This is a genomic window from Sagittula sp. (assembly GCF_052825245.1).
Window position 1 is genome coordinate 171334 of the sequence record NZ_JBRBWD010000015.1, and the last position, 23794, is coordinate 195127.

Consider the following 23794-nt stretch of genomic DNA (forward strand, 5'->3'; position numbering starts at 1 on the left):
CTTGTCGTTCCGGCAGGCATGGTGACGACATTGGCGCCCCTCCCTGTTTCGTGATTTTTTCACCAATTCGGGAGACGGAAATCGAATCCGGGACCATCGCCTCTGGCAAGCCCCTGAATCCAAAGCGCCGACCGCCAGCGGCCTGATCCTGAGCCAATCGCCCCCTGCACCGATCCGCGGTTGCAGCCCCGCGCGGGCCATGGCTAACTGCGCGCGACACCTGCCCAGAACAGCCCGGAGACCCCCATGACAGAGACCATGATCGCCGTGATCGGCGGCTCGGGAATTTACGAGATCGACGGCCTCGAAGACGCCCGCTGGCAGGCGGTCGAAACCCCTTGGGGGACGCCGTCGGACGAGATCCTGACGGGGCGGCTTGGCGGGGTGAAGATGGCCTTCCTGCCGCGGCACGGGCGCGGGCACGTCCATTCTCCGACCACGGTGCCCTATCGCGCCAACATCGACGCGCTGAAACGGCTCGGGGCGACAGACGTCATCTCCGTCTCTGCCTGCGGGTCGTTCCGCGAGGAATACGCACCGGGCCATTTCGTGGTGGTCGACGACTTCATCGACCGCACCTTCGCGCGGGAAAAGTCTTTCTTCGGAACGGGATGCGTGGCGCATGTCTCGGTCGCGCATCCCACCTGCCCGCGGCTGGGCGACGCCTGCTACACCGCCGCGAAGGATGCAGGGATCACCATCCACAAGGGCGGCACCTACCTCGCAATGGAGGGGCCGCAGTTCTCGTCCACGGCGGAATCGAAGATGTACCGCGCCTGGGGCTGCGACGTGATCGGCATGACCAACATGCCCGAGGCCAAGCTCGCCCGCGAGGCGGAGCTCTGTTACGCCTCCATCGCCATGGTCACGGATTACGACAGCTGGCACCCCGACCACGGCGCGGTGGAGATCACCGAGATCATCGCCACCCTGACGGGCAACGCCGACAAGGGGCGCGAAATGGTGCGCCGCCTTCCTGCGCTTCTGGGCGCGGACCGTGCGCCCTGCCCGCACGGCTGCGACCGCGCGCTGGAGTTCGCCATCATGACCGCCCCCGACAAGCGCGACCCGGCCCTGTTGTTGAAGCTCGACGCGGTGGCGGGGCGGATGCTCTGACAGGTGCAACGGTCCCGGCGGGCTTGTCCCACGCGCCCACCGGGCGCTAGAGTTGGCGTCGAAGGAGACCGGAGATGCGCCATCTTGCCCTCGCCCTGATCGTGTCATGCGCGACGCCGCTGTCGGCGCAGGTCACCTTCAGTTCGACCGACAGCTACATCATGGGCGCCGGCGGCTGGACCTGTGCCGAGGTGATCGAGACCTTCCAGGGGTCGGACGAAAGCCTGAAGGGCCAGCTGGCGGGCTGGGTGCTGGGTGTCTGGACCCGGGCGACGACGGAGCGCGAGAAAGGGTTCACCGACATCGTCGAGAAGGTCGGCGGGCTGAAGATCTACGAGGCCACGCTGACAGAATGCCGGCAGGCACCGCCGTCGACCTACCTCTACCGTGTCGTCTACAAGATGATCGACAACACCAATCCGCAGAAGTGATCCGCCTGCCCATGCGTCCTGCCTTTTGCGGCCTGGTTCTGGCCGCCTTCACCGCAAACGCGGCCCCCGCCGCACAGGATTACGTGGAATCCGACGGCTGGCTGTCGGACGACGATTTCTACCGGCTCGTGGCCTGCGCGGCCCCGCCGGGGGCTCGCTGCGTCAAGCCGATGCTGCACTGGAGCGACGAACGCCCGGTGCGCGTGCGGATCGCGTCGATGGACCGGGCCTTCCTGGGCGGCAAGACCAAACGGGCGGAGGCGGCGCTGGCGCGTGCGGTGCAGTACATCAACGCGGCTGGTGCGGGCATCCGGGTCGAACAGGTGGGGCCGGCGTCCGAGGCAGACATCAGCATCCACTTCCTCGACACCGACGGCAGCAAACCCTTGGCGCGGACCGGGATCGACGGCGCGGACGGCACCACGGTCACGGGCGCGCGGGTCATCGTCTGGTCGCGCAGCGATACGAAGACCATCCTGCGGGCGACGATCCTCTTCGGCACGCGGCTGCACATCCAGCACTACGAATCCGCCATGCTGGAGGAGGTGACGCAGGCGCTGGGATTGCTGACCGACATCCGCAACCCGGTCTACGAAGGCGTCTCGATCTTCTCGCAGGACAGCAACGACACCAAGCAATTCTCGCCGCAGGACGTCATGGCCCTGCGCCGCCATTACCCACCGGAGTAACCCCATGGACCTTTCGATCTGGATGACTTTTGTCGCCGCCTCCACCGCGCTGCTGCTGATCCCGGGACCCACCGTCCTGCTGGTGCTGTCCTATGCCCTGTCAAAGGGAAGGTCGGTCGCCGTGGCCTCTGCCGCCGGTGTGGCCACCGGGGATTTCGTCGCGATGTCCGCCTCGCTCGCGGGGCTGGGTGCGCTGGTGGCGACCTCTGCCGCGCTGTTCACCGTGCTGAAATGGGTGGGCGCGGTCTACCTGGTCTGGCTGGGCGTGAAACTGATCCGTTCGGCGCCCGCCGAGGGCCTGTCCCTGCCCCGCGCCGAGGTTTCTGCCCGGTCGGTCTACTGGCACAACGCGGCGGTGACGGCGCTGAACCCCAAGAGCATCGCGTTTTTCGTGGCCTTCGTGCCGCAGTTCATCGACCCGGCACGTGCGCTGCTGCCGCAATTCGCCATCCTGATCACGACCTTCGTGACGCTGGCGACGCTGAACGCGCTGGCCTATGCGCTGGCTGCCGACCGGCTGAGGAAGTGGATCGCCAAACCCTCGGCGCTGACCTGGCTGACCCGGGCCGGGGGGGCGACGCTGATCGGCATGGGTGTTCTGACAGCGACCCTGCGCAGGGCGTGATGTCTGGCGGGGCGGCGGCGCAAAGCCCCGCCCTACGCCATGCCGCGCCTAGCCATTGCTTTTCAGGAAGTCCCGGATGAAGCGCCGCACCTCGCGCGAGGCGGAGGTGTCCATGTCCTTGCACAGGGCGATGAAGGCGTCACGGTCCTCACGATCCAGTCGCAGCACCAGCTGGGCGTCCTTGCCTTTGGCCTTTTTCTTGTCGTCCTTGCCCAAACCGGTCTTCTCCTGTTGCCGTCATTGACCTTCGGTTCACGAATTGTATATACAAAGTACAGCGTAAAACTATAAAAACTGAGGTATACCCATGAGCCCTTTCCATGCCAAGTCCATCTTCATGAACGACAGTCTTGACGGCCGCCGCCCGCGGTTGAGCTGGTTCAAGCGCGCGCTTTACGCATCCTGGACCCGCCTGCGCTGACCCGACACCGCCACTCACGGCAACACGCTTGCGGCAGGACCGCCCCCGCGCTACCGCTTGGGGCGGTTTTTTCTTATCCGGAGGCCTCATGCCACCCCGTCGCGAGATCAAGGACTACATCCGCACCATCGTCGATTTCCCGCACGAGGGGATCATGTTCCGGGACGTGACGACTCTGTTCGTCGATCCGCGGGGATTCCGGATGGCCATCGACCAGTTGCTTCTGCCCTATGCCGGTGTCCGGTTCGACAAGGTGGTGGGATTGGAGGCGCGGGGGTTCATCCTTGGCGGCGCGGTGGCGCACCAGTTGTCGGCAGGCTTCGTGCCGGTCCGCAAGAAAGGCAAGCTGCCCGGCGCCGTGATCTCGGAGGAGTACCAGCTGGAGTACGGCGAGGCGGTGGTCGAGGTGCATGACGACGCCATCGAGGCGGGCGAGAAGATCCTGATCGTGGACGACCTGCTGGCGACCGGCGGCACCGCCGAGGCCGGGATCAAGCTGGTTGAGCGGCTTGGCGGCGAGATCATCGGCTGCGCCTTCATCGTCGATCTGCCGGACCTTGGCGGGCGCAAGCGGCTGGAGGCGCTCGGGATGGATGTGCACACGCTGGTGGAATACGGCGGGCTCTGAAGGCACTCGCCAACTTGCCCCCGTAGACAGACCGATCCGCCTTGCGGGACGTGTAGCGGCAGGCCAGTTCCCTGGAAACGCAAAAGGCGCGCCGACCGGGCGCGCCTTTTTCATCGTCGGGAATGGGGTGTCAGAGATTGACGACCTTCGATTCCGCCTGTTTCGGAGCGGCCGAGTTGGCGTCGATGAAGTCGAGCACCAGCGGACGGATGTTGTTCCGCCAGCTCTTGCCCGCGAAGATGCCATAGTGGCCTGCGCCCGGCTCGAGGTGGCTCGCCTTCTTCGATGCCGGCAGACCGGTGCAGAGGTCGAGCGCCGCAACACACTGGCCAGGGGCGGAAATGTCGTCCTTCGACCCTTCGACCGTCTTCACCGCAACGCTGGTGATCTTGCCGATGTCGACCTTGTGGCCGTTCACCACGAATTCGTTCTTCGCGATTTCGCGGTTCTTGAAGACCCGCTCCACCGTCGACAGGTAGAATTCCGCCGGCATGTCCATCACGGCGAGGTATTCGTCGTAGAATCGGTTGTGTGCGTCATGGTCCGACGCCTGCCCCTTGGCCACGCGCAGGATCTGGTCCTGGAACGCCTTGACGTGCCGGTCCGCGTTCATGCTGACGAAGGAGGTGAGCTGCAGCAGTCCCGGGTAGACCATGCGGCCCACGCCCTTGTACTTGAAGCCCACGCGCTGGATCATCGTCTCTTCGAGTTGACCCATGGTTACGCGGCGGCCGAAGTCGGTCACATCCGTGGGCGTGGCATCTGGATCGATCGGGCCGCCGATCAGGGTCAGCGTGCGCGGCTGCGCATCCGGGTCGATCTCGGCCAGGTAGGCGGTCGCGGCCAGCGTCAGCGGCGCGGGCTGACACACGGCGATCACGTGGGTGTCGGGCCCGAGGTGACGCATGAAATCCATCAGGTAGAGGGTGTAGTCCTCAACATCGAACTTGCCGCAGCTCACGGGGATGTCGCGCGCGTTGTGCCAGTCGGTGACGTAGACTTCGCAATTCACCAGGAGCGACTTCACGGTGGAGCGGACGAGTGTCGCGTAGTGGCCGGACATCGGGGCGACCAGCAGGATCTTGCGCGGCTGTTCCTCGCGTCCGGAGACGTCGAAGTGAATCAGGTTGCCGAACGGCTTCTCGACCACGTTGCGGATATCGACGAGGTGGTCCTTGCCGTCCTCGCAGGTGAACGTGCGGATTCCCCAGTCGGGCTTGACCACCATGCGTTCGTAGGTGCGTTCCGTCACTTCGCCCCAGGCGGCCATCCACTGGATCATCGGGTTGGGGATCAGGGACATCGCCGGGTAGGATGCAGCCGTTCGGGCCGTTGCGCCAAGCCATTGGCTGGTATTACGCATCGTTTCCATCAGATCGTACGTCGCCATGTAGCGCATGACAGCCACTCCTATTATCATGGGGGTCGACGCAGCCACGTCGGCGGTCGGACCCGAGCCATTTCGTCGCTTTGCCCCCCGACCCCGGCGACGGTATTTCTGCGTTTGCGAAGATAGGGGGGAATTCTTGAAATGACAACGAACACTGTTGCCGCAGGGAAAGATAGAGAACGGCTTGAGGAGAATCTCAAGAAGGTCGAAGAGCTCTCACAGCGCATGGTTGCAGCGCTGACACGGCGCCATCCCACCCCTGAAGCCCTGAACGGCCCGGACAGTTCCCTCTATGTAAAGGCGGCGCAGGCCTACATGCAGGAGTGGGTCACCAACCCCGCCAAGCTGATCGAGCAGCAGGTGGGATTCTGGGGAAAGACCGTTTCGCATTTCGTCGAGGCGCAGCATGCGCTCGCCTCCGGAAAGCTGTCCGCGCCCGAGGATCCGGGCCCCACCGACAAGCGGTTCAAGAATCCCCTGTGGGACACCCACCCCTATTTCAACTACGTGAAGCAGCAATACCTCATCAACGCGGACGCGATCCGCGATGCGGTCGAGTCGATCGACGACATGGACCCCAAGGAGAAGAGGCGCCTGCGCTACTTCAGCCAGCAGATCATCGACATGTTTGCCCCCACCAACTTCCTTGCGACCAACCCCGACGCGCTGATGAAGGCGGTGGAGACGGAGGGCGAGAGCCTTGTGAAGGGGCTCGAGAACCTCGTGGCCGACCTTGAGGCCAACAACGGCGAGATGGTCGTGCGGCTGGTCGACGAAAGCGCATTCGAGATCGGCGAGAACATCGCCACGGCCAAGGGCGAGGTGGTCTACCGCAACCGCATGATGGAGCTGATCCAGTACAGCCCCACCACCGACCAGGTGCACGAGACCCCCATCGTGCTGTTCCCGCCGTGGATCAACAAGTTCTACATCCTCGACCTGAAACCGCAGAACTCCTTCATCCGCTGGGTCGTGGATCAGGGTTACACCCTTTTCGTGGTCAGCTGGGTCAACCCGGATGGCCGCTACCGCGACGTCGGGATGGAAGAGTACGTCGAAGAGGGGTTCCTGAAGGCGATGGAGATCGCCAAGGACATCTGCGACGTCGACAAGGTGAATGCCGTCGGCTACTGCATCGCCGGCACGACGCTTTCCATCGCCCTGTCGCTGATGAAGAAGCGCGGCGACAAGTCGGTCAAGTCGGCCACCTTCTTCACCGCCCTGACCGATTTCAGCGACCAGGGCGAGTTCACGCCCTTCCTGCAGAACGATTTTGCCGACGGCATCGAACAGGAGATCGACCAGGAAGGGATGCTGCCGCACTTCATCATGGCGCGGACCTTCTCGTTCCTGCGGTCGAACGACCTGATCTACGGACCGGCGATCAAGTCGTACATGATGGGGGAAACGCCCCCCGCCTTCGACCTGCTCTACTGGAACGGCGATGGCGCGAACCTGCCGGGCAAGATGTTTCGCCAGTACCTCCGCGCGCTCTGCCAGCGCAACGAGTTCGCCGAGGGCGGCTATGAACTGTTCGGCGAAAAGCTGTCGGTGGCGGATGTGGACGTGCCCCTGATGTCCATTGCGACGGAAACCGACCACATCGCCGCCGCGCGGGACGTCTATCGCGGCGTGCAGATGATGGGGTCGAAGAACAAGCAGTTCGTTCTGGGCCAGTCCGGCCACATTGCCGGCATCGTCAACCCGCCGGGCAAGGACAAGTACGGTCATTACATCAACGACGATCTCAGCCTGTCCTTCGAAGACTGGAAGGCCAGCGCCGAACATCACCCCGGATCGTGGTGGCCGCATTGGGAAGCATGGCTGAAGAAGCGCGCCGGGAAGAAGGTGGATGCTCGCGTTCCGGGTGATTCTGGCTACGAGGTTCTCGCCCCTGCACCCGGCACTTATGTGAAGATGAAAGCGGCGAAACAAATTCAATGAGTTGAAGGAATTTTTGCTGCGGCGCAGAAAAACACTTGAAATGCTGCGCTGCAGCATGCATATTTCTCTCAGTTGCACAGACGCGGGGCGGGCCCGCAGAGCAGCAGAGAGATTACGAGGAATAAAATGGCACAGACGCAAGACTTCACCGCTATGATGAAAGAAATGATGGGTTCCTTCCCGGTTGACACGAAGGCAATGGAAGACGCCTTCAAGACCACCGCGACGATGAGCGAGAAGCTCTCCGCAGTGGCGCTTGAAGCTGCCGAGAAGTCGACCGAGCTGTCCGCATCCTGGACCAAGGAAACCCTGTCGAAGATCGCCGAGCTGTCTTCCGCCAAGGAAGAGCCGGCCGACTACGCCAAGGCGATGACCGACTTCGCAGCCTCCCAGGCCGAAGCCGCAGCCGAGCACATGGCAACCTTCGCCGAAATCGCGAAGAAAGTGCAGATGGACACCGTCGAGCTGATGATGGCCGCTGGCAAGGACTTCTCCGAGGACATGACCGCGGCTGCCAAGAAGGCAACCGACGAGATGACCGCGGCGACCAAGAAAGTCTCCGAAGCGGCCAAGTAATCCCTGGGCCCTTCTGGGCCGAGGACCGGTTTTTTGCGCCCTCTCCTCCCATTCAGGCGCAAAATCCTGGGGCGGGTTCTTAGGAGCCCGCCCCTTCTTTATGCGCCTCCCTGTATGCCGGGATTACCTCGTGCGGCCTGCAGGGAGGCGCAGTCGCTTCCGATTTCGACATGACGCTTCCCAAAGGTGGTTGCGCCGGTCCGCCGACGGGTGACGGCACAGGAACGGTTCGCATCAGGACATGAAAACGCCCGCGCGATCCCTCGCGCGGGCGTTTCCTGTTTTCCGGGTATCCCGCGCCGGTGCGGCTGTGTCCGCATGGCGCGACGATGTCCTCACCGATCTCCCGGCGGTTCGTCGTCGGGCGAGGTGTTGATCGACGAGTCCAGCGTTTCCGGCTGCCCCGTCGTCCCGCCGGACGGCGCGGGGGCGGACTTCGGCGTCTGTTCGATGGTCATGCGGACCGGCGCCGCGGGCGCCTGCCCCTGCTTGTCCTCGCCGAAATAGATGGTCTGGTGCGGGAACGGGATTTCGATGCCGCGCTCGTCGAAAATCCGTTTCAGGATCTCGTTGTAGGCACGCCCGATGCCCCATTGCTGGCCCGGCACCGTCTTGATCCGTGCGCGCACCACCACTTCGCTGGCACCAAAGCTGTTCAGGCCGAACCACTGCAGGTCCTCGAGGATATGCGGCCCCCAGTCGGGATTGGCGCGCAGCTCCTCGAACCCGTCGAACATCGCCTGTTTGGCCTCGCCGATGTCCTCGCGGTAGGCGATGCCCATGTCAGTCACGCAGAAGGCGAATTCGCGCATGTAGTTCGTCACCATGTCCACCGAGGAGAACGGGATGATGTGGAATGCGCCGTGCAGGTCGCGCAGGCTGACCGACCGGATCGTCAGGCGTTCGATCGTCCCTGTGGTCCCGCCGACGGTCACAACGTCGCCCACGTTCATCGCGTTCTCAAGCTGGATGAAGACGCCCGTGATGATGTCCTGCACCAGCTTCTGCGCACCGAAACCGATGGCCAGACCCAGCACCCCGGCCGACGCGAGGAGCGGCGCGATGTCGATGCCCACCTCCGACAGCACGAACATCAGCGTGATGACCACCAGTACGATGGTCACCGCGTTGCGCAGCAGCGCCAGAAGCGTCTGTTCCCGGGACGTCGGGACGGAGCCGAATTCCGGGTTCAGACGGAAATCCACCCAGGAATTCACGGCCAGCCAGATCAGGAAGGCCACCGTAAGGATGACCGCGACGCGCAGGACGACGGCGGTCGTGCGCACGCCGATCTGGCTTTCCATCCAGCCCTGAACGTCCAGCACACCGACGGTATTGAGCGTGAACATGACCACCGCCAGCACGATCGCCACCTTGAGGATCGTCAGCACCCGCGGCACGAAGGCATTCAGGCGTCGCTCCAGCAGCGGCAGCCTTTGCGACACCCCGGAGGGCACCCGCACGCCCCGCATGATGGCGCGGCTCACGAGGTTGGAGGCGATGAAGCCCAGCACGATGGCACCCAGCACCTTCGCCGATGTGCCCAGGAGCGGGAAAAGGATGCCGCCCGGACGGGCCAGCACGATGGCCAGCACGACCACGAGATAGATCAGTGCCGGGACGTGCCAGTTGCGGGCGAGGAACTTCAGGAGCCCGCGCCCCTCGCTCAGCCTGCGTTCACCCAGAAGCCAGTCGGCCACCACCCGGCGCCACTTCAGCACCATCCAGATCAGGATGGCGATGGCCACGGCAGAGATCAGCGTGGACACGCCCCGGCCGGTGGTGAAATTGACGTTCTGGTTGATGATCGGCACCACCAGCAGCTGGCCGTAGCCCAGCAGGCTGACGAGGAAGGTCAGCCACCGCGCGACATAGCGCGCGCCCCGGTCCGGAACGTTCACGGTGCGCAGTTGCGCGGTCGTGGGCGACATGACGGCGCGGATCAGCACCTTGACCATTTCCACGATCAGGAAGGCGTTGAGGTACATCGTCTGCCGGATGCCGATCTGCCCGGCGTCGCCGAAGGCCGTAATCGCAAGGGCGTAGCCGGCTCCCCAGGCGATCACCACCACGATGGCGTCGATGATGACGGAGGTGACAATGATCAGCGCGGTCTGCGCCGGACCGGCATCCCCGGCCAGGTTGCCCATCCGTCGGAACAGCCGTTTCGCGATCCACCTGAGGACATTGTAAAGCAGGACCGTCGCGACGATCACCAGGGCGAGGTCGCGCAGCGCGGTCAGGATGATGTCGGGATTGATCGACAGGGCGCTGCCCAATGTCTCGGGCGCCCGGCTGAACCCCTGCCAGAACCCTCCGAGGCTGCCCGCGATGCGCTCTGCGGTGTCCTGCGTGGCGGCTGCAATCCGGCGGCTGAAAGAGGTTTCACCGGGGTCCGTCGCCTCGTCCTCGACCGCGCCGGTCACCGCTTCGGTCACGGTTTCGCCGGAGGTATCGCTGGCCTGCGCAGGCTCTCCGGTGCGGTTCAGGGCGTCGATCAGCGCGCCGCGCGTGGCGTCGTCGGCCAGAAGATCGGCCAGCGCCTTGGCCTGCGCGGGTGTGAGTGCCTCGACACCGCTGGCGACACCGGTCGTTGCCGCGGTGTCCTGCGCCTGCACAGAAGCCGGAAGGGCAAGGATTGCGAGTAAGGCGACAAGGCAGGCAAACAGACCCTGCCGGATATGAACCCTCATGAAGAGCTCCTTGTTCTTGTTCTGCTCAACGTTCCGAGACCGCGATGTCCCCCGCGGGGCCAATGTCCCTGCCCCGCCAGGCGCGGATTGCGCCAAACGACTTAGCGCTGCGGGTGCGAGGTCAAGAAAATGCGCCGCCGATGACCGTGTGGAAGCGGTCTGCCGCCCCGCCCGGTCAACAAAAAAGGCGGCCCCAAGCGGAGCCGCCCCTTATGCCGTGCATCGAAAATCAGACGATGGTCGCGTCGGTCGCCGCGCGGATCTCGTCCTCGGTCACGCCATCGGCACATTCGACGATCTTCAGACCGCCCTCGACCACGTCGAGCACGCCGAGGTTGGTTATGATGCGGTTCACCACGCCCTTGCCGGTCAGCGGCAGGGTGCATTCCTTCAGCACCTTGGACTCGCCTGCCTTGTTCTGATGGTCCATCACCACGATGACCTTGCCGACACCGGCCACCAGGTCCATCGCGCCGCCCATGCCCTTCACGAGCTTGCCGGGGATCATCCAGTTCGCGAGGTCGCCGTTTTCGGCCACTTCCATGGCGCCGAGGATCGCCGCCGCGATCTTGCCGCCGCGGATCATGCCGAAGGACATGGCGCTGTCGAAGTAGGACGTACGCGCCAGTTCAGTGATCGTCTGCTTGCCCGCGTTGATGAGGTCCGGATCCTCTTCGCCCTCGAAGGGGAACGGACCCATGCCCAGCATGCCGTTCTCGGACTGGAGCGTGATGTCCTTGTCGCCCACGTAGTTTGCCACCAGCGTCGGAATGCCGATGCCGAGGTTCACGTACATGCCGTCTTCGAGTTCTTCCGCCGCGCGTGCGGCCATCTGGTTACGATCCCAGGGCATTACGCTTCCTCCCGCTTGCGCGTCGTGCGCTGTTCGATCCGTTTCTCGTGTTCGCCCTGGACGATCCGGTGCACGTAGATGCCGGGCAGATGGATGTGATCCGGGTCGAGGGAGCCACGGGGCACGATCTCTTCGACCTCGACCACGCAGACCTTGCCGCACATCGCGGCCGGCGGGTTGAAGTTGCGCGCCGTCTTGCGGAACACGAGGTTGCCGGTATCGTCGGCCTTCCATGCCTTCACGATGGAGAGGTCGGCAAAGATCCCGCGTTCGAGGATGTAATCCTCGCCGTCGAAGGTCTTCACTTCCTTACCTTCGGCAATCTGGGTGCCGACGCCGGTCTTGGTGTAGAAGCCCGGGATACCTGCCCCACCGGCGCGCATGCGCTCGGCCAGGGTGCCCTGCGGGTTGAATTCCAGTTCGAGCTCACCGCCGAGGTACTGGCGCATGAACTCCTTGTTCTCGCCCACGTAGGACGACATCATCTTCTTGATCTGGCGGGTCGCCAACAGCTTGCCGAGGCCGAAATCGTCGACGCCCGCGTTGTTGGACGCGACCGTCAGGTCCTTCACGCCGCTTTCCACCAAGGCGTCGATCAAAAGCTCGGGAATGCCGCAAAGACCGAACCCGCCCGCCGCGATCAGCATGCCGTCGCTCAACAGGCCGTCCAGCGCTTCGGACGCCGAACCGTATACCTTCTTCATGAAACACCCCTCCTGTGCGGTACTGACGCAGGTTGTCGCCGCTCTGCAGCAGAGAGTCAACGCGGCCGCGTCATGGTAGCGCCCCAACGCGACGGGGGCGGCCGAACCGACCGCCCCCTCGTTGTGTCACTGACCCTTGATGATCCCGCAGGCGACGCGGTCGCCCGCCCCTCCGATGGGCTGGGACATGTGGTCGTCACCCTGTGCGTGGATGATGAAGGTGGAGCCGTCCTCGTCCAGCAGGGAGGCCACATCCACGAGTGTCGAATAGGCCTCCATCTCGCCGATGCCGTCTTCTCCCACGAAGATGTTGGGCAGGTCGCCCGGCTCAGGTCCTTCGGGGTTCAGCAGGCCGTGGCCGCCCTCCACCTTGCCGACATGGCCGGTGGCGGTGGTGAAGCCCTCGGAGGACTCGCAGGTGCCGACGGCGTGCAGGTGCAGACCGTGCTTGCCCGGTGTCAGGCCTTCGACGCGGACATGGATCAGCATGCCCGCCGGACCGTCGGTCAGGGTGGCGGTGCCGATGCTCTCGTCGTCGGTGTTGATCAGGTCGGCCGAAGCGGTCTGCCCCGGCTGGTCCATCGCGGCCCCGTGGCTTTCGGCCCAGGCGCCCGATGCAAGCATCGCCGCCATGGCCGTGGTCAGCATGAAACGTGTCACGATCTATCCTCCTCTGGTTGGGTGCCCCTAGTCGGCACGGGCTTCCCGGAGGAGCCCGTGCAGGGGCGTACCATGGACAAACGCCCGCGTTGTCCCGGTGGTTCGGAGGTAGCGCAAAAAGCGCGGTACCCCAGTCAGAGGCCTGCAGTCACGGACCCTCAGTCAGATCAGGCGGACCTGCGTTCCGATGGGCGTGATCTCGAACAGTTCGGCGATCTTCTCGTTGTAGAGCCCGATGCAGCCGTCGGACGACCGGCGCCCGATCTTGCGCGTGTCGTGGGTGCAGTGGATCAGGTAGGCGGGCCAGCTCAGGTACATCGCATGCGTGCCCAGCGGATTGTCGGGCGCGCCGCCTGCGACGGGCTTCCAGTCGGGGAAACGCTCCATCTGGCTGGCGGTGGGGGTCCAGGAGGGGCCGACCTTCTTGCGCACGATCTCGGTGTAGCCGCGCTTCGTCAGCTCGTCGGACTTCGGAACGGAGGTCGGGTAGATGCGGTAATCGACGCCATCGGCCGCCCAGTAGTGCAGCGCGCGGCTTTCGGTATCGCAGACGATGCAGCCTTTCCCGATCTCCGAGAAATGGTCGCGCCAGTCCTGCATCACGAAGCTGGAGACGTTGCGCCGCACGTCCGCCGCACGCGCCGTGGCCGGGACGATCAGCGCCGCGGCCCCTGCCACGAGACCGGTGTTCAGCAGCTTGCGCCGGGTGATGCTCGACTTCGTCATGAAGGGGTCCCTCCTTGTTGCCTGTTTCGATGCGGGCACCATGGAGGCGGGTGGCGAGTTTTGGAAATCACACATTCTTTACCACGAATGTGAGTGCTTTTTCGCAACAGATCAGACGGTTGGAGGCGGCTTTCCGCCTCCGTCGCCGATCCGTCAGTCCTTCTTTGCCGCCTTCTTGGCCGCCGGTTTCTTTGCGGCGGTCTTCTTCGTGGTCGACTTTGTGGCGGTCGATTTGGCCGCGGCCTTCTTGGCCGGTTTCTTCTTCGCCTTCGCGGCGATCAGTTCCAGCACGGTTTCCATTGTCACGTCCGCAGGCTCCACGTCCTTCGGCAGCGTGGCATTGACCTTCTCCCACTTTACATAGGGACCGTAGCGGCCCTCCATGATGGAGATCTTGCCGCCATCGGGATGCTCGCCCATGTCGCGCAGCGCCTTGGCCGTCTGACGTCCGCGGCCGGGGTTCGCCCGCTTCTGCGCCAGCAGTTCGACGGCGTGGTTCATGCCGATCTCGAAGACCTCCTGGAACTCCTTGACGTTCACGTAGACCGGTTTCTCCTCGTCCGGGAGTTGGTGCATGATGTAGGGACCGAAGCGCCCGAGGTTCGCACTCACGACGCCGCCATCGGGGTGCATCCCCACTTCGCGCGGCATGGTCAGCAGCGTCAGCGCCTTCTCCAGCGTCATGTCCGCCGGGTCCCAGCCCGGCAGGAACTGTCCGCCCTTCTTTGGCAGGGACGCACGCGGCGGTTTCTTGTTCTCCGGCGTGGGTTCCCCGCGCTGCACGTAGGGGCCGAAGCGCCCGGCCTTCAGCCAGATCTCGTCGCCCTGATCCTCGCCCAGCAGACGTTCCTCGCCTTCTGCACCCTCGCCCGCGATGGGGCGCGTGTAGGTGCATTCGGGGTAGTTGCCGCAGCCGACGAAACCGCCGGTGCGCGAGGTCTTCAGGTGCAGTCGCCCCTGCCCGCACTTCGGACATATGCGCGGATCGCTCCCGTCCTCACGCGGCGGATAAAGCTGGGGCGCAAGCGCCTCGTCCAGCACGTCCAGAACCTCCGAGATCCGCAGGTCGGACGTCTCGGCGATGGCCGCGCTGAAGTCGCGCCAGAACTTAGCGAGCAGTTCCTTGTAGTCCTCGGCACCTGCGCTGACCTGGTCCAGCTCGTCCTCCAGCGCTGCGGTGAAGTCGTACTCCACGTAGCGCTTGAAGAAGTTAAGCAGGAAGATCGTCACGATCCGGCCCTTGTCCTCCGGGAACAGACGGTTCTGTTCCTTGCGGACATATTCGCGGTCCTGGATCGTCGTGATGACGGAAGCATAGGTGGAGGGTCGCCCGATGCCGAGTTCCTCCATCTTCTTGACCAGCGTCGCCTCGGTGTAGCGCGGCGGCGGGTTGGTGAAGCTCTGCGTGCCAAGCGTCGCGCCGTCTCCGGACAGCACCGCGGGCAGACCGCGGTCGGTGCCCTTCTCCATCGCCTTCGCATGCTCGGACTTGAGCGCGCCCGCGTCGAACTTCGCCGGCTCGCCCTGCATGATCTGCGGCAGGCGCTTGTCGTCATCCTCGACCGGCTCGTCGCGGCCTTCCTCGTAGACCTTCAGGAACCCGTCGAAGAGCACCACCTGGCCGGTGGCGCGCAGGCCGACCTGCCCGTCGTCAGAGCCGATCTCGACCGTGGTCCGCTCTAGCCGTGCGGCCTCCATCTGGCAGGCGAGCGTGCGCTTCCAGATCAGGTCATACAGCTTGCGCTGGTCGGATTCGGACAGGCGCAGGCTCTCGGCGTCCTTCGTCATGTCGGTCGGTCGGATGCACTCGTGCGCTTCCTGCGCGTTCTTCGCCTTGTTCTTGTAGACCCGAGGCGAGGACGGCACGTAATCCTTGCCGTAGCGCTCCGCGATGGCGTCGCGGCAGGCGCTGACGGCTTCCGGCGCCATGTCGATGCCGTCCGTCCGCATATAAGTGATGTGCCCGGCCTCGTAGAGCCGCTGGGCCGCGTTCATCGCCGCCTTGGCGCCCATGCCGAACTTGCGGCTGGCCTCCTGCTGGAGGGTGGAGGTCATGAACGGCGCCGAAGGGTTGCGCGAGGCGGGCTTCGCCTCGACGCTCAGAACCTTCAGGCTGCGCTTGGCGACGGCATCCACCGCCATCTCGGCCTGCGTGGCGTTTTCGAGGTCGTAGCGGTCGAGCTTCTTGCCGGCGAGGCTGACCAGCCGGGCCTCGAACGTCTGGCCGCGCGGCGTCGCGAGTTGTGCCTTCACCTGCCAGTATTCGCGGGGATTGAAAGCCTCGATCTCCATCTCGCGCTCGACGATCAGGCGGAGGCAGACGGACTGCACACGACCGGCCGACCGCGCTCCGGGCAGCTTGCGCCAGAGCACCGGCGACAGGTTGAAGCCCACGAGGTAATCGAGGGCACGGCGGGCGAGATAGGCCTCCACCAGCGGCGCGTCGATGTCGCGGGGGTTCTTCATCGCCTCGGTTACGGCGGCCTTGGTGATGGCGTTGAAAGTGACCCGGCTGACCTCTGTCGTCTTCTTGATCGAACGGCGCTTCGTCAGCGCCTCCTTCAGGTGCCACGAGATCGCCTCCCCCTCACGATCGGGGTCGGTTGCGAGGATCAGCTTGTCGTCGGTTTTCAGGGCTTCGGCGATGGCGGCGACGTGTTTGCGCGAATCGTTGGCGACCTCCCACGTCATCTCGAAATCATGTTCCGTATCGACCGAACCATCCTTCGGAGGCAGGTCCCTCACGTGACCGTAAGACGCCAGAACCGTGTAGTCGGATCCCAGATACTTGTTGATTGTCTTGGCCTTGGCGGGCGATTCGACGACGACGACGGGCATCTGGGACTGCTACCTCTACTGATTTCTTGGCGGCCTCGCGCGGCTGCTTTCCGGGCGGCGTATCGCGGCGCTAGATGTGGGGTGCAAGGGGTAATTGTCAATGCGGGCGGAAGAGCCGCGCTTGTCCCAGGGGTGTTCCGGCGTTGGCTGAGCGCCGCAAAAGGGAGCCGCGGACATGCGGTTTCCCGCTCTCTGGATGACCTCGCGTCGCCTGCCCCGGGGCGCGCGGGAGACCCCCGAAATCGGCAGAAGCCTTTGCGCCTATCGGATGGTCGAGACGTGCCCCGACGCCGGGTAGGTCTTCGGAGCGCCGCTTTTGTTTCGGGTCGAAGGGCTGCGGGTGGACGGCGCTGTCGCTCTTGCCATGCCGGATCCGTTGCGCGGTTGCGAGAGCCGACCGCCTCCTAGGGCGCAGCCCCGATATCTTCGAATAACGCGGGCAGGAGGTGAAGGCCTTGTGCCAGCGGTAGGCATACACCTCGGTCGCGGGCCAATGGACCATGGGTGCGACAGACGCATGATGGTTTGGGCCCTTTTCTGCGCCAAATAGCAGACCGTGGTCCTGCTGATTCAGCGTGGCACAAGCGACAGGAAACCGCCCGGCTGACGCCGTATGCGCCCTTCCAGCTCCAGATCAGTTAGGGCCGGCGAGACGTGAGCAGAGGCCGCGCCGAGATCGCGGATCAGCTGGTCCTCGGCCAGAGGCGACGGTCCGAGCCGGTCAAGGATGCGCGTGTGCAGGTCCGCCGTCTGGCGCAGGGTCCGGGTCTCGAGCTCCGGCGCCTTCACCGAGTCAATGCCCGCCCCCGCCGGGTCCGGCAGGCCCAGTTCGGCCTGTGCCGATGTCTGGCCCTCCAGCGGCGGCAGCGCCTCGAGAACATCGTCGACGTGCCGCACGAGGTGCGCGCCGTCACGGATCAGCATGTTGCAGCCCGCGGCCCGAGCGTCGAGCGGATGACCGGGCACGGCCAGCACCTCCCGCCCCTGGTCGAGCGCGCCGCGCGCGGTGATCAGCGACCCGGACTTTGCCGCAGCTTCCACCACCACCACGGCCCGGGCCAGTCCGGAGACGATCCGGTTGCGCATGGGGAAATGGCGGGCGAGCGGCTGCATGCCCATGGGTTGTTCGCTGATCCGCGCACCGTGGTGAGAGACGATGTCATCCGCCAGCCCGGCGTTCTCGGCCGGGTACAGCACATCCACGCCGCCCGCCAGAACGGCGACCGTGCCGGTCCTGAGCGCGGCATGGTGCGCCGCCGCATCTATCCCGCGCGCCAGTCCGGAGACGACGCAATAACCCGCCTCGCCCAGTCCTTCGGCAAGGTTGCGCGCCATCCGCAGGCCCAGAGACGACGCGTTGCGCGCACCGACAAGCGCCACCATCGGACGGCTCAGCACGCGCGCATCGCCCACCGTCCAGAGCGCCGGGGGCGCGTCGGAGAGGTCGGCCAGGTCTTTCGGGTAATCCGCCTCTCCGCGCAGGATCAGCCGGGCGCCGCACAGGCGGGCGGCCTTCATCTCTGCAAGGATCACGTTTTCGGGGCAGACGGTGTAACGCTCCACCCCCGCTGCCCTCGCCACTTCGGGCAGCGCGTCGAGTGCTGCGCGGGCCGAACCGTGTTCGCCCAGAAGCCGCCAGAAGGTTGCCACGCCGACGCGGCGTGAGCGCAAGAGGCGGAGCCAATCCACACGAGCATCTTCCGTGGTGGGTGGGAGTGGGGGGTGAGTGGAAGAGTAGCTGTCGTCGCGCATCCTGGCCCCGCCGTCTTGCACCTTCATCCATAGCGTGAGGGTGGTTAACCGCAGGTAAACTCTGGCGAGAGAATTATTCCCGCGGTGCGCGGCCAGTGGACATGCCCTGGAAAAGCTTCAGGTCGGCGTGCCGTCACCCGGCAGGTCGCGCTCCGCACGTCCGGCGATCACGCGCAGCATGGCAAGCTGCAGCACGGCCAGGAAAGGCCCCAGCCCGACCGTCAGCCCCGTGCCAACCACCGGCTTGAGCAGCGCGCCGACGAAGAAACCGCCCAGCATTGCCACGCCCCAGCGGCCGAAGCCGCGCACCAGAGCCGCGTGAAGCACGAACGCTCCGGCCAGGTGGCCGATCCAGGTGAAGACGACCGAGAACACCAGCACGTAGCCAACGACAACCAGCGCCCCCGCCGCGGGGTCCGAGACCGTCGCGACCATCAGCGCGAGCGTCACGACGGAAATCCCCGCGCCCAGCGTGGCGGCCAGCGTCGCCAGAATGGCCAGCCCGTGCTGCCGGAACGTTGGCCGGATCACCGGCGCCTGCACGGGGTGCCACCAGGGCAACGGGTCCGGCGTGTCAGACACCCGCACCGCCGACCGTCAGGCCGCCGATCATCACCGTCGGCTGCCCGACGCCCACCGGCACCCACTGCCCCTGCTTGCCGCAATTGCCCATGCCCGGATCGAGCGCCATGTCGTTGCCAAGGGCGCGGATCTGCTGAAGCGCAGAGGCGCCGTCGCCGATCAGCGTGGCGCCCTTCACCGGCCGACCGACCTTGCCGTCCTTCACGCGGTAGGCCTCCGTGCAGGAGAAGACGAACTTGCCGTTGGTTACGTCGACCTGTCCGCCGCCGAAGCCCACGGCCCAGATGCCGTCCTTCAGATCGCCCACGATGTCCTGCGGATCGGCATCGCCGCCCAGCATGTAGGTGTTGGTCATGCGCGGCATCGGGATATGCGCATAGCTCTCGCGGCGGCCGTTGCCGGTGGGGGTCACACCCATCAGGCGCGCGTTTTGCCGGTCCTGCATGAAGCCGACCAGCTTGCCGTCCTCGATCAGGACGTTCTTGCCGGAGGGCGTACCTTCGTCATCCACTGTGATGGAACCACGCCGGTCCGGGATGGTGCCGTCATCCAGCACCGTCACGCCCTTCGACGCGATCTGCTGCCCCATCAACCCGGCAAAGACGGATGTACCCTTGCGGTTGGCATCGCCTTCGAGCCCATGGCCGATTGCCTCGTGCAGCAGGATGCCGGGCCAGCCGGGGCCAAGCACGATATCCATGACGCCCGCCGGAGCAGGCTCCGCCTCGAGGTTGACGAGCGCGATGCGCAGCGCCTCGCGCGCCTTCGACTGCCATTCGATGGGCTCCAGCAGTCCTTCCAGCGTGACGCGCCCGCCGCCGCCTGCCGTTCCGGCCTCGCGCCGCCCGTCCTGTTCCACGATCACCGACACGTTCACCCGCGTCATCGGGCGCACGTCGGTCACAAGTCCGCCTTCGGGGCGGAGGATCGCAACCTCCTGCAGCGAGGCGGCGATGCTGGCCGTCACCTGCACCACGCGGCTGTCGAGGTCGCGGGCGAAGGCGTCGATCTCCTTCAGGGTGTCCACCTTCACCGGGAAGCTCGCCCCGGCAATCGGGTCGGCATCGGTGTAGAGTGTGCGGTTCGTGCCCGGAGGCGGCGGGGCCATCACGCCGCCGCCGTCGCCCACCGCCAGACGCGCCGTCTCTGCCGCGCGCCTGAGGGAGGATTCGCTGATCTCCGTGGCATGGGCGTAACCGGCCACCTCGCCCTTCACCGCGCGCAGGCCGAATCCTTCGGAGGCGTCGTAACTCGCCGTCTTGAGCCGCCCGTCGTCCAGGACCAGCGATTCCGAGCGCCGCCGCTCAAGGAAAAGTTCGCCGTCCTCGGCCCCGGAAAGGGCCTCCCGCACCAGCGATACAGTGCGATCGAGATCCAGATGTGTCTCGAAAGGGCGGAAAAGTGCGTCGGACATATGGACCTCTGGATTGATCTGGATCAAGTAAAGCGGCGCTTTGCCGCAAGCTCAAAGCTTTCACGGGTGGAAAGAATATGGTTTCTAGACCGCCAGAACGCAACGGTATGCCGCGGAGGAGGACGGGCGCCAGCCTGCGCTTCCTTTTTGCATGTATATCAAGTCATTCCGGGTCGGCGGGCCCGTGCACAACTCGAATCGATCAGGGTGACATATGACCTTCAAGACGATGATGACGGGCCTACTCAGCGCCTTTGTCGCCGCGCCGGCCTTGGCGCAGGACCTGCCCGTTGTGGGCCGCCCGCACCAGGGTGGCATGGGTTTCCAGCCGGCCTCCACGGAACTGGCGCGTGACCTTCAGTGGCTCGACGGCATGATCCTGGTGATCATCACCGCGATCTGCCTGCTGGTGGTTGCCCTGCTCGCCTTCATCGTGGTGCGCTACAACCAGAAGGCCAACAAGACGCCGGGCACCTTCACGCACAACTCCCCGCTGGAGATCGCCTGGACCATCGGCCCCATCGTGATCCTCGTGTTCATCGGTGCCTTCTCCCTGCCGGTGCTGTTCAAGCAGCAGGAAATCCCGGAAGGCGACATCACCATCAAGGTGACCGGCTACCAGTGGTACTGGGGCTACGAGTACGTGGGTGAGGACCTCGCCTACGACAGCTACATGATCGGCTCCCCGGCGACCGGCGGCGACAACCGCTACTCCGAAGACGTGCAGACCATGCTGACCGACGCGGGCTACACCAAGGACGAGTGGCTGCTGGCCACCGACACCGCCGTGGTCGTGCCGGTCGGCAAGACCATCGTGATGCAGGTCACCGGCGCCGACGTGATCCACTCGTGGACTATTCCGGCCTTCGGCGTGAAGCAGGACGCGGTCCCCGGCCGCCTCGCAGAGCTGTGGTTCACTCCGGAGCGCGAAGGCGTCTACTTCGGCCAGTGCTCGGAACTTTGCGGGATCGCCCACGCCTATATGCCGATCACGGTCAAGGTGGTCAGCCAGGAAGCCTACGACGCATGGCTCGCCGCGTCGAAGGACGAAGGCTGGTACACCGACGTGCGCGCGGCACTGACTAACTGATCGCCCCCGGCGACAAAGACATGACGCGCAGGCCGGGACCGTTTCCGGCCTGCGCTGCACCAAACCGACCATGGCACTTCAGGCAGGAGCCGACATGAGCGACGCCAGCTTCGAAACACGCACCCAGATGGGCACCGAGATGCGGGCCGACTCGCAGGAAGCGCAGTTCGGCGACTATTTCGCGCTGCTCAAGCCGCGTGTGATGACGCTTGTGGTGTTCACCGCCTTCGTCGGCCTGCTTGCCGCGCCCGTGGCGATCCACCCGTTCCTCGGCTTCTGTGCGGTGCTGTTCATCGCCATCGGCGGCGGCGCATCCGGCGCCCTGAACATGTGGTACGACTCGGACATCGATGCGCTGATGAAGCGCACGGCCAAGCGTCCGATCCCCGCCGGCAAGGTCGACCGTGAAGACGCGCTGGCCATCGGCCTGACGCTTTCCGCCTTTGCCGTCGTCTTCCTCGGCCTCGCGACCAACTGGCTGGCCGCATCCCTGCTGGCCTTCACCATCTTCTTCTACGTCGTGATCTACACGATGTGGCTCAAGCGCTCGACACCCCAGAACATCGTGATCGGCGGCGCCGCCGGGGCCTTCCCCCCGATGATCGGCTGGGCCGCCGCCACTGGCGAGATCTCCACCGCCTCCGTGCTGATGTTCTGCCTGACCTTCCTCTGGACGCCGCCGCACTTCTGGGCGCTCGCGCTGTTCGTCCGCATGGACTACGACAATGCCACCGTGCCGATGCTGACCGTCACCCATGGCCGCAAATCGACCCGCACGCACATTCTCGTCTACACCGTCCTGCTGGCCGCCTTTGCCATCGGGCTGGGCTTCACGCAGGTGGGCGGGCCGGTCTACCTCGCCACGGCCATCGTGCTGAACGCGCTGTTCCTGAAGGGCGCATGGACCATCTGGCGCCGCGACGAAGCCGCCTCTGAGGCCGACAACTTCAAGGCCGAAAAGGCATTCTTCAAGCTGTCCCTGCTCTACCTTTTCGCCCACTTCGGCGCGATCCTCGTGGACACAGGGCTCGAACGCTTCGGGATACTGTCATGAGCATCAGCCGCGAACACGAGCTTCACAAGCGCCGCCGGTCCCGCAACATCGGTGTCGGACTGGTGCTGGGTGCGTTCATCGTGATCGTCTTCGGGATGACCATGGTGAAGATCAACCGCGGCGACTTCCAGATGCAACCGGCTGCGGCAACACAGGGAGACGGCAATGGCAATTGATCCAAAGACCAAGACCCTTTTCCAGACGCTCGGCGTCGTTGTCTTCATGGGCGCGATGGCCTGGGCCTCCGTCCCGTTCTACAACTGGTTCTGCCGCGTCACCGGCTTTGGCGGAACCACGCAGGTGGCCGAAGCCTCGGCCAAGCGCGACATCCTCGACCGCACCATCAAGATCAAGTTCGACGCCTCGAAGGACCGCGGCATGCCGTGGGAGTTCAAGCCCATGCAGACCGAGATGACCGTCCGCATCGGCGAAGAGGGGCTGGCGTTCTACGAGGCCTACAACCCGACCGACCACCCGGTCGCCGGTCAGGCCACCTACAACGTGGCGCCCTACCAGGCAGGCGGCTATTTCAACAAGATCGAGTGCTTCTGCTTCACCGAGCAGGTCCTGATGCCCGGTGAACGCGTCGAGATGCCGGTCAGCTTCTTCGTCGACCCCGAGATCGTCGACGACCGCGACGCGAAGTACACCAAGCATATCACGCTGTCCTACACCTTCTACGAGATCGACCTGCCCGAAGAAACGCAGGCCGCACTCGATATCACTGGCGATGCCCCCGGCATCGACGATAAGACCGATGCGAAAGCATCCGTGAACTAACGCCTAACGAGGGATTGCCATGGCGCATGCTAAGAACCACGACTACCACATTCTGAACCCCTCCATCTGGCCTTTCCTGGGCGCAGTGGCCGGGTTCATCATGCTCTTCGGCGCGGTGCTGTGGATGAAGGACATCACGATGTGGATGTTCCTCATCGGCTTTGTCGGCGTCCTCTACACCATGTTCGGCTGGTGGAGCGAAACCGTGAAGGAGAACCTGGTCGGCGACCACACGCCCGTCGTGCTGATCGGCCTGCGTTACGGCTTCATCCTGTTCATCATGTCGGAGGTGATGTTCTTCTTCGCGTGGTTCTGGAGCTTCTTCAAGCACGCGATCTACCCGATCGACCCGAACGGCATGAGCCCGGCTGTCGACGGTGTCTGGCCGCCGGCGGGGATCGAGACGTTCGACCCCTGGCACCTTCCGCTGATCAACACGCTGATCCTGCTGTGCTCCGGCTGTGCCGCGACCTGGGCGCACCACGCGCTGGTCCACGGCAACCGCCGCGACGAGATCAAGCAGGGCCTGATCATCGCCGTCGTCCTCGGCCTGCTGTTCACCGCCCTTCAGGCGTATGAGTACAGTCACGCGGCGTTCGGCTTCTCCGGGAACATCTACGGCGCCAACTTCTTCATGGCGACCGGCTTCCACGGCGCGCACGTGATCATCGGCACGATCTTCCTGTTCATCTGCCTGCTGCGCGTCTACCGCGGCCACTTCACCCCGGAAAACCACCTCGGGTTCGAGGCGGCCGCCTGGTACTGGCACTTCGTCGACGTAGTGTGGCTGTTCCTCTTCGCAGCGGTCTACATCTGGGGCGGTTGAGC

At 64.8% G+C, this 23794-nt stretch carries 23 protein-coding genes; 12 read left to right on the forward strand and 11 right to left on the reverse strand.

The features are described from left to right. The first annotated feature begins 246 nt into the window (after positions 1-246). The 4 genes from ACU0DV_RS05520 (at position 247) to ACU0DV_RS05535 (ending at position 2861) form a co-directional block, all read left to right on the forward strand. Positions 247-1116, forward strand: coding sequence for an S-methyl-5'-thioadenosine phosphorylase (locus ACU0DV_RS05520; protein ID WP_446241215.1), 870 nt, complete (start codon positions 247-249; stop codon positions 1114-1116). Between the two features lie 74 nt (positions 1117-1190). Continuing rightward, positions 1191-1547 carry a 5'-methylthioadenosine phosphorylase gene (locus tag ACU0DV_RS05525; RefSeq protein WP_100929717.1) on the forward strand — a complete coding sequence of 119 codons (357 nt, stop codon included), beginning with the start codon at positions 1191-1193 and terminating at the stop codon, positions 1545-1547. Between the two features lie 11 nt (positions 1548-1558). Next, positions 1559-2236, forward strand: a complete 678-nt coding sequence (locus ACU0DV_RS05530) for a DUF2927 domain-containing protein (protein WP_370312631.1) — start codon at positions 1559-1561, stop codon at positions 2234-2236. Between the two features lie 4 nt (positions 2237-2240). Beyond that, positions 2241-2861, forward strand: a complete 621-nt coding sequence (locus ACU0DV_RS05535; protein WP_446241216.1) for a LysE family translocator — start codon at positions 2241-2243, stop codon at positions 2859-2861. A gap of 48 nt (positions 2862-2909) precedes the next feature. Here the strand turns inward: ACU0DV_RS05535 and ACU0DV_RS05540 are convergent, their stop codons facing one another. Further along, positions 2910-3077 (reverse strand): hypothetical protein, encoded by a 168-nt coding sequence (locus ACU0DV_RS05540; protein WP_198521738.1) that lies wholly within the window; start codon positions 3075-3077, stop codon positions 2910-2912. Positions 3078-3370: 293 nt separating this feature from the next. Here ACU0DV_RS05540 and ACU0DV_RS05545 point away from each other — a divergent pair, with 293 nt between their 5' ends. Further along, the gene (locus tag ACU0DV_RS05545) at positions 3371-3910 is read left to right on the forward strand and encodes an adenine phosphoribosyltransferase (protein WP_100929714.1); all 540 of its coding nucleotides are present in this window, start codon (positions 3371-3373) and stop codon (positions 3908-3910) included. Between the two features lie 130 nt (positions 3911-4040). Here ACU0DV_RS05545 and phaZ read toward each other — a convergent pair whose 3' ends face one another. Beyond that, a complete protein-coding gene (gene phaZ, locus ACU0DV_RS05550; RefSeq protein ID WP_283980803.1) occupies positions 4041-5309 on the reverse strand; it encodes a polyhydroxyalkanoate depolymerase in 1269 nt (422 codons plus the stop codon). Between the two features lie 132 nt (positions 5310-5441). Here phaZ and ACU0DV_RS05555 point away from each other — a divergent pair, with 132 nt between their 5' ends. Together ACU0DV_RS05555 and ACU0DV_RS05560 are read left to right on the forward strand one after the other, a co-directional pair. Then, a complete protein-coding gene (locus tag ACU0DV_RS05555; RefSeq protein WP_100929712.1) occupies positions 5442-7244 on the forward strand; it encodes a PHA/PHB synthase family protein in 1803 nt (600 codons plus the stop codon). A 126-nt stretch (positions 7245-7370) separates the two neighbouring features. After that, a complete protein-coding gene (locus ACU0DV_RS05560) occupies positions 7371-7820 on the forward strand; it encodes a phasin family protein (RefSeq protein ID WP_100929711.1) in 450 nt (149 codons plus the stop codon). Between the two features lie 335 nt (positions 7821-8155). On the opposite strand, the gene ACU0DV_RS05565 is transcribed toward ACU0DV_RS05560, so the two are convergent. The 9 genes from ACU0DV_RS05565 to tldD form a co-directional block, all read right to left on the reverse strand. Beyond that, entirely contained in the window at positions 8156-10513 is a 2358-nt protein-coding gene (locus ACU0DV_RS05565) for a mechanosensitive ion channel domain-containing protein (RefSeq protein ID WP_446241217.1), read from the reverse strand. A gap of 229 nt (positions 10514-10742) precedes the next feature. After that, on the reverse strand, positions 10743-11366 hold the full coding sequence (locus ACU0DV_RS05570) for a CoA transferase subunit B (protein WP_100929709.1): 624 nt from the start codon (positions 11364-11366) through the stop codon (positions 10743-10745). Next, positions 11366-12070, reverse strand: a complete 705-nt coding sequence (locus ACU0DV_RS05575) for a CoA transferase subunit A (RefSeq protein ID WP_100929708.1) — start codon at positions 12068-12070, stop codon at positions 11366-11368. Before ACU0DV_RS05575 ends, ACU0DV_RS05570 begins: the two co-directional genes overlap by 1 nt. Positions 12071-12196: 126 nt before the next feature. Beyond that, positions 12197-12730, reverse strand: a complete 534-nt coding sequence (locus ACU0DV_RS05580; protein WP_254698164.1) for a superoxide dismutase family protein — start codon at positions 12728-12730, stop codon at positions 12197-12199. A 162-nt stretch (positions 12731-12892) separates the two neighbouring features. Then, positions 12893-13456, reverse strand: coding sequence for a L,D-transpeptidase (locus ACU0DV_RS05585; RefSeq protein WP_446273484.1), 564 nt, complete (start codon positions 13454-13456; stop codon positions 12893-12895). Between the two features lie 153 nt (positions 13457-13609). Then, complete coding sequence (gene topA / locus ACU0DV_RS05590) at positions 13610-16294, reverse strand: type I DNA topoisomerase (protein WP_446241218.1); 2685 nt, start codon at positions 16292-16294, stop codon at positions 13610-13612. Positions 16295-16864: 570 nt separating this feature from the next. Next, positions 16865-18046 (reverse strand): DNA-processing protein DprA, encoded by a 1182-nt coding sequence (gene dprA / locus ACU0DV_RS05595; protein ID WP_446241253.1) that lies wholly within the window; start codon positions 18044-18046, stop codon positions 16865-16867. Between the two features lie 117 nt (positions 18047-18163). Then, entirely contained in the window at positions 18164-18628 is a 465-nt protein-coding gene (locus tag ACU0DV_RS05600; RefSeq protein WP_446241219.1) for a hypothetical protein, read from the reverse strand. Further along, positions 18621-20042 (reverse strand): metalloprotease TldD, encoded by a 1422-nt coding sequence (gene tldD / locus ACU0DV_RS05605; RefSeq protein ID WP_283980810.1) that lies wholly within the window; start codon positions 20040-20042, stop codon positions 18621-18623. The genes ACU0DV_RS05600 and tldD overlap by 8 nt, the downstream gene beginning before the upstream one ends. Positions 20043-20256: 214 nt before the next feature. Between tldD and coxB the strand changes: the two genes are divergently transcribed. The 5 genes from coxB (at position 20257) to ACU0DV_RS05630 (ending at position 23792) form a co-directional block, all read left to right on the forward strand. Next, positions 20257-21132 carry a cytochrome c oxidase subunit II gene (gene coxB / locus ACU0DV_RS05610; protein ID WP_100929702.1) on the forward strand — a complete coding sequence of 292 codons (876 nt, stop codon included), beginning with the start codon at positions 20257-20259 and terminating at the stop codon, positions 21130-21132. Positions 21133-21226: 94 nt separating this feature from the next. Next, a complete protein-coding gene (cyoE, locus tag ACU0DV_RS05615; protein WP_446241220.1) occupies positions 21227-22186 on the forward strand; it encodes a heme o synthase in 960 nt (319 codons plus the stop codon). Next, a complete protein-coding gene (locus ACU0DV_RS05620) occupies positions 22183-22362 on the forward strand; it encodes a hypothetical protein (protein ID WP_100929701.1) in 180 nt (59 codons plus the stop codon). Before cyoE ends, ACU0DV_RS05620 begins: the two co-directional genes overlap by 4 nt. Beyond that, on the forward strand, positions 22352-22966 hold the full coding sequence (locus tag ACU0DV_RS05625; protein ID WP_100929700.1) for a cytochrome c oxidase assembly protein: 615 nt from the start codon (positions 22352-22354) through the stop codon (positions 22964-22966). Before ACU0DV_RS05620 ends, ACU0DV_RS05625 begins: the two co-directional genes overlap by 11 nt. 19 nt (positions 22967-22985) lie before the next feature. Next, positions 22986-23792: a cytochrome c oxidase subunit 3 gene (locus ACU0DV_RS05630; protein WP_100929699.1), complete on the forward strand. Its 807-nt coding sequence runs from the start codon at positions 22986-22988 to the stop codon at positions 23790-23792. Positions 23793-23794: the final 2 nt, after the last annotated feature.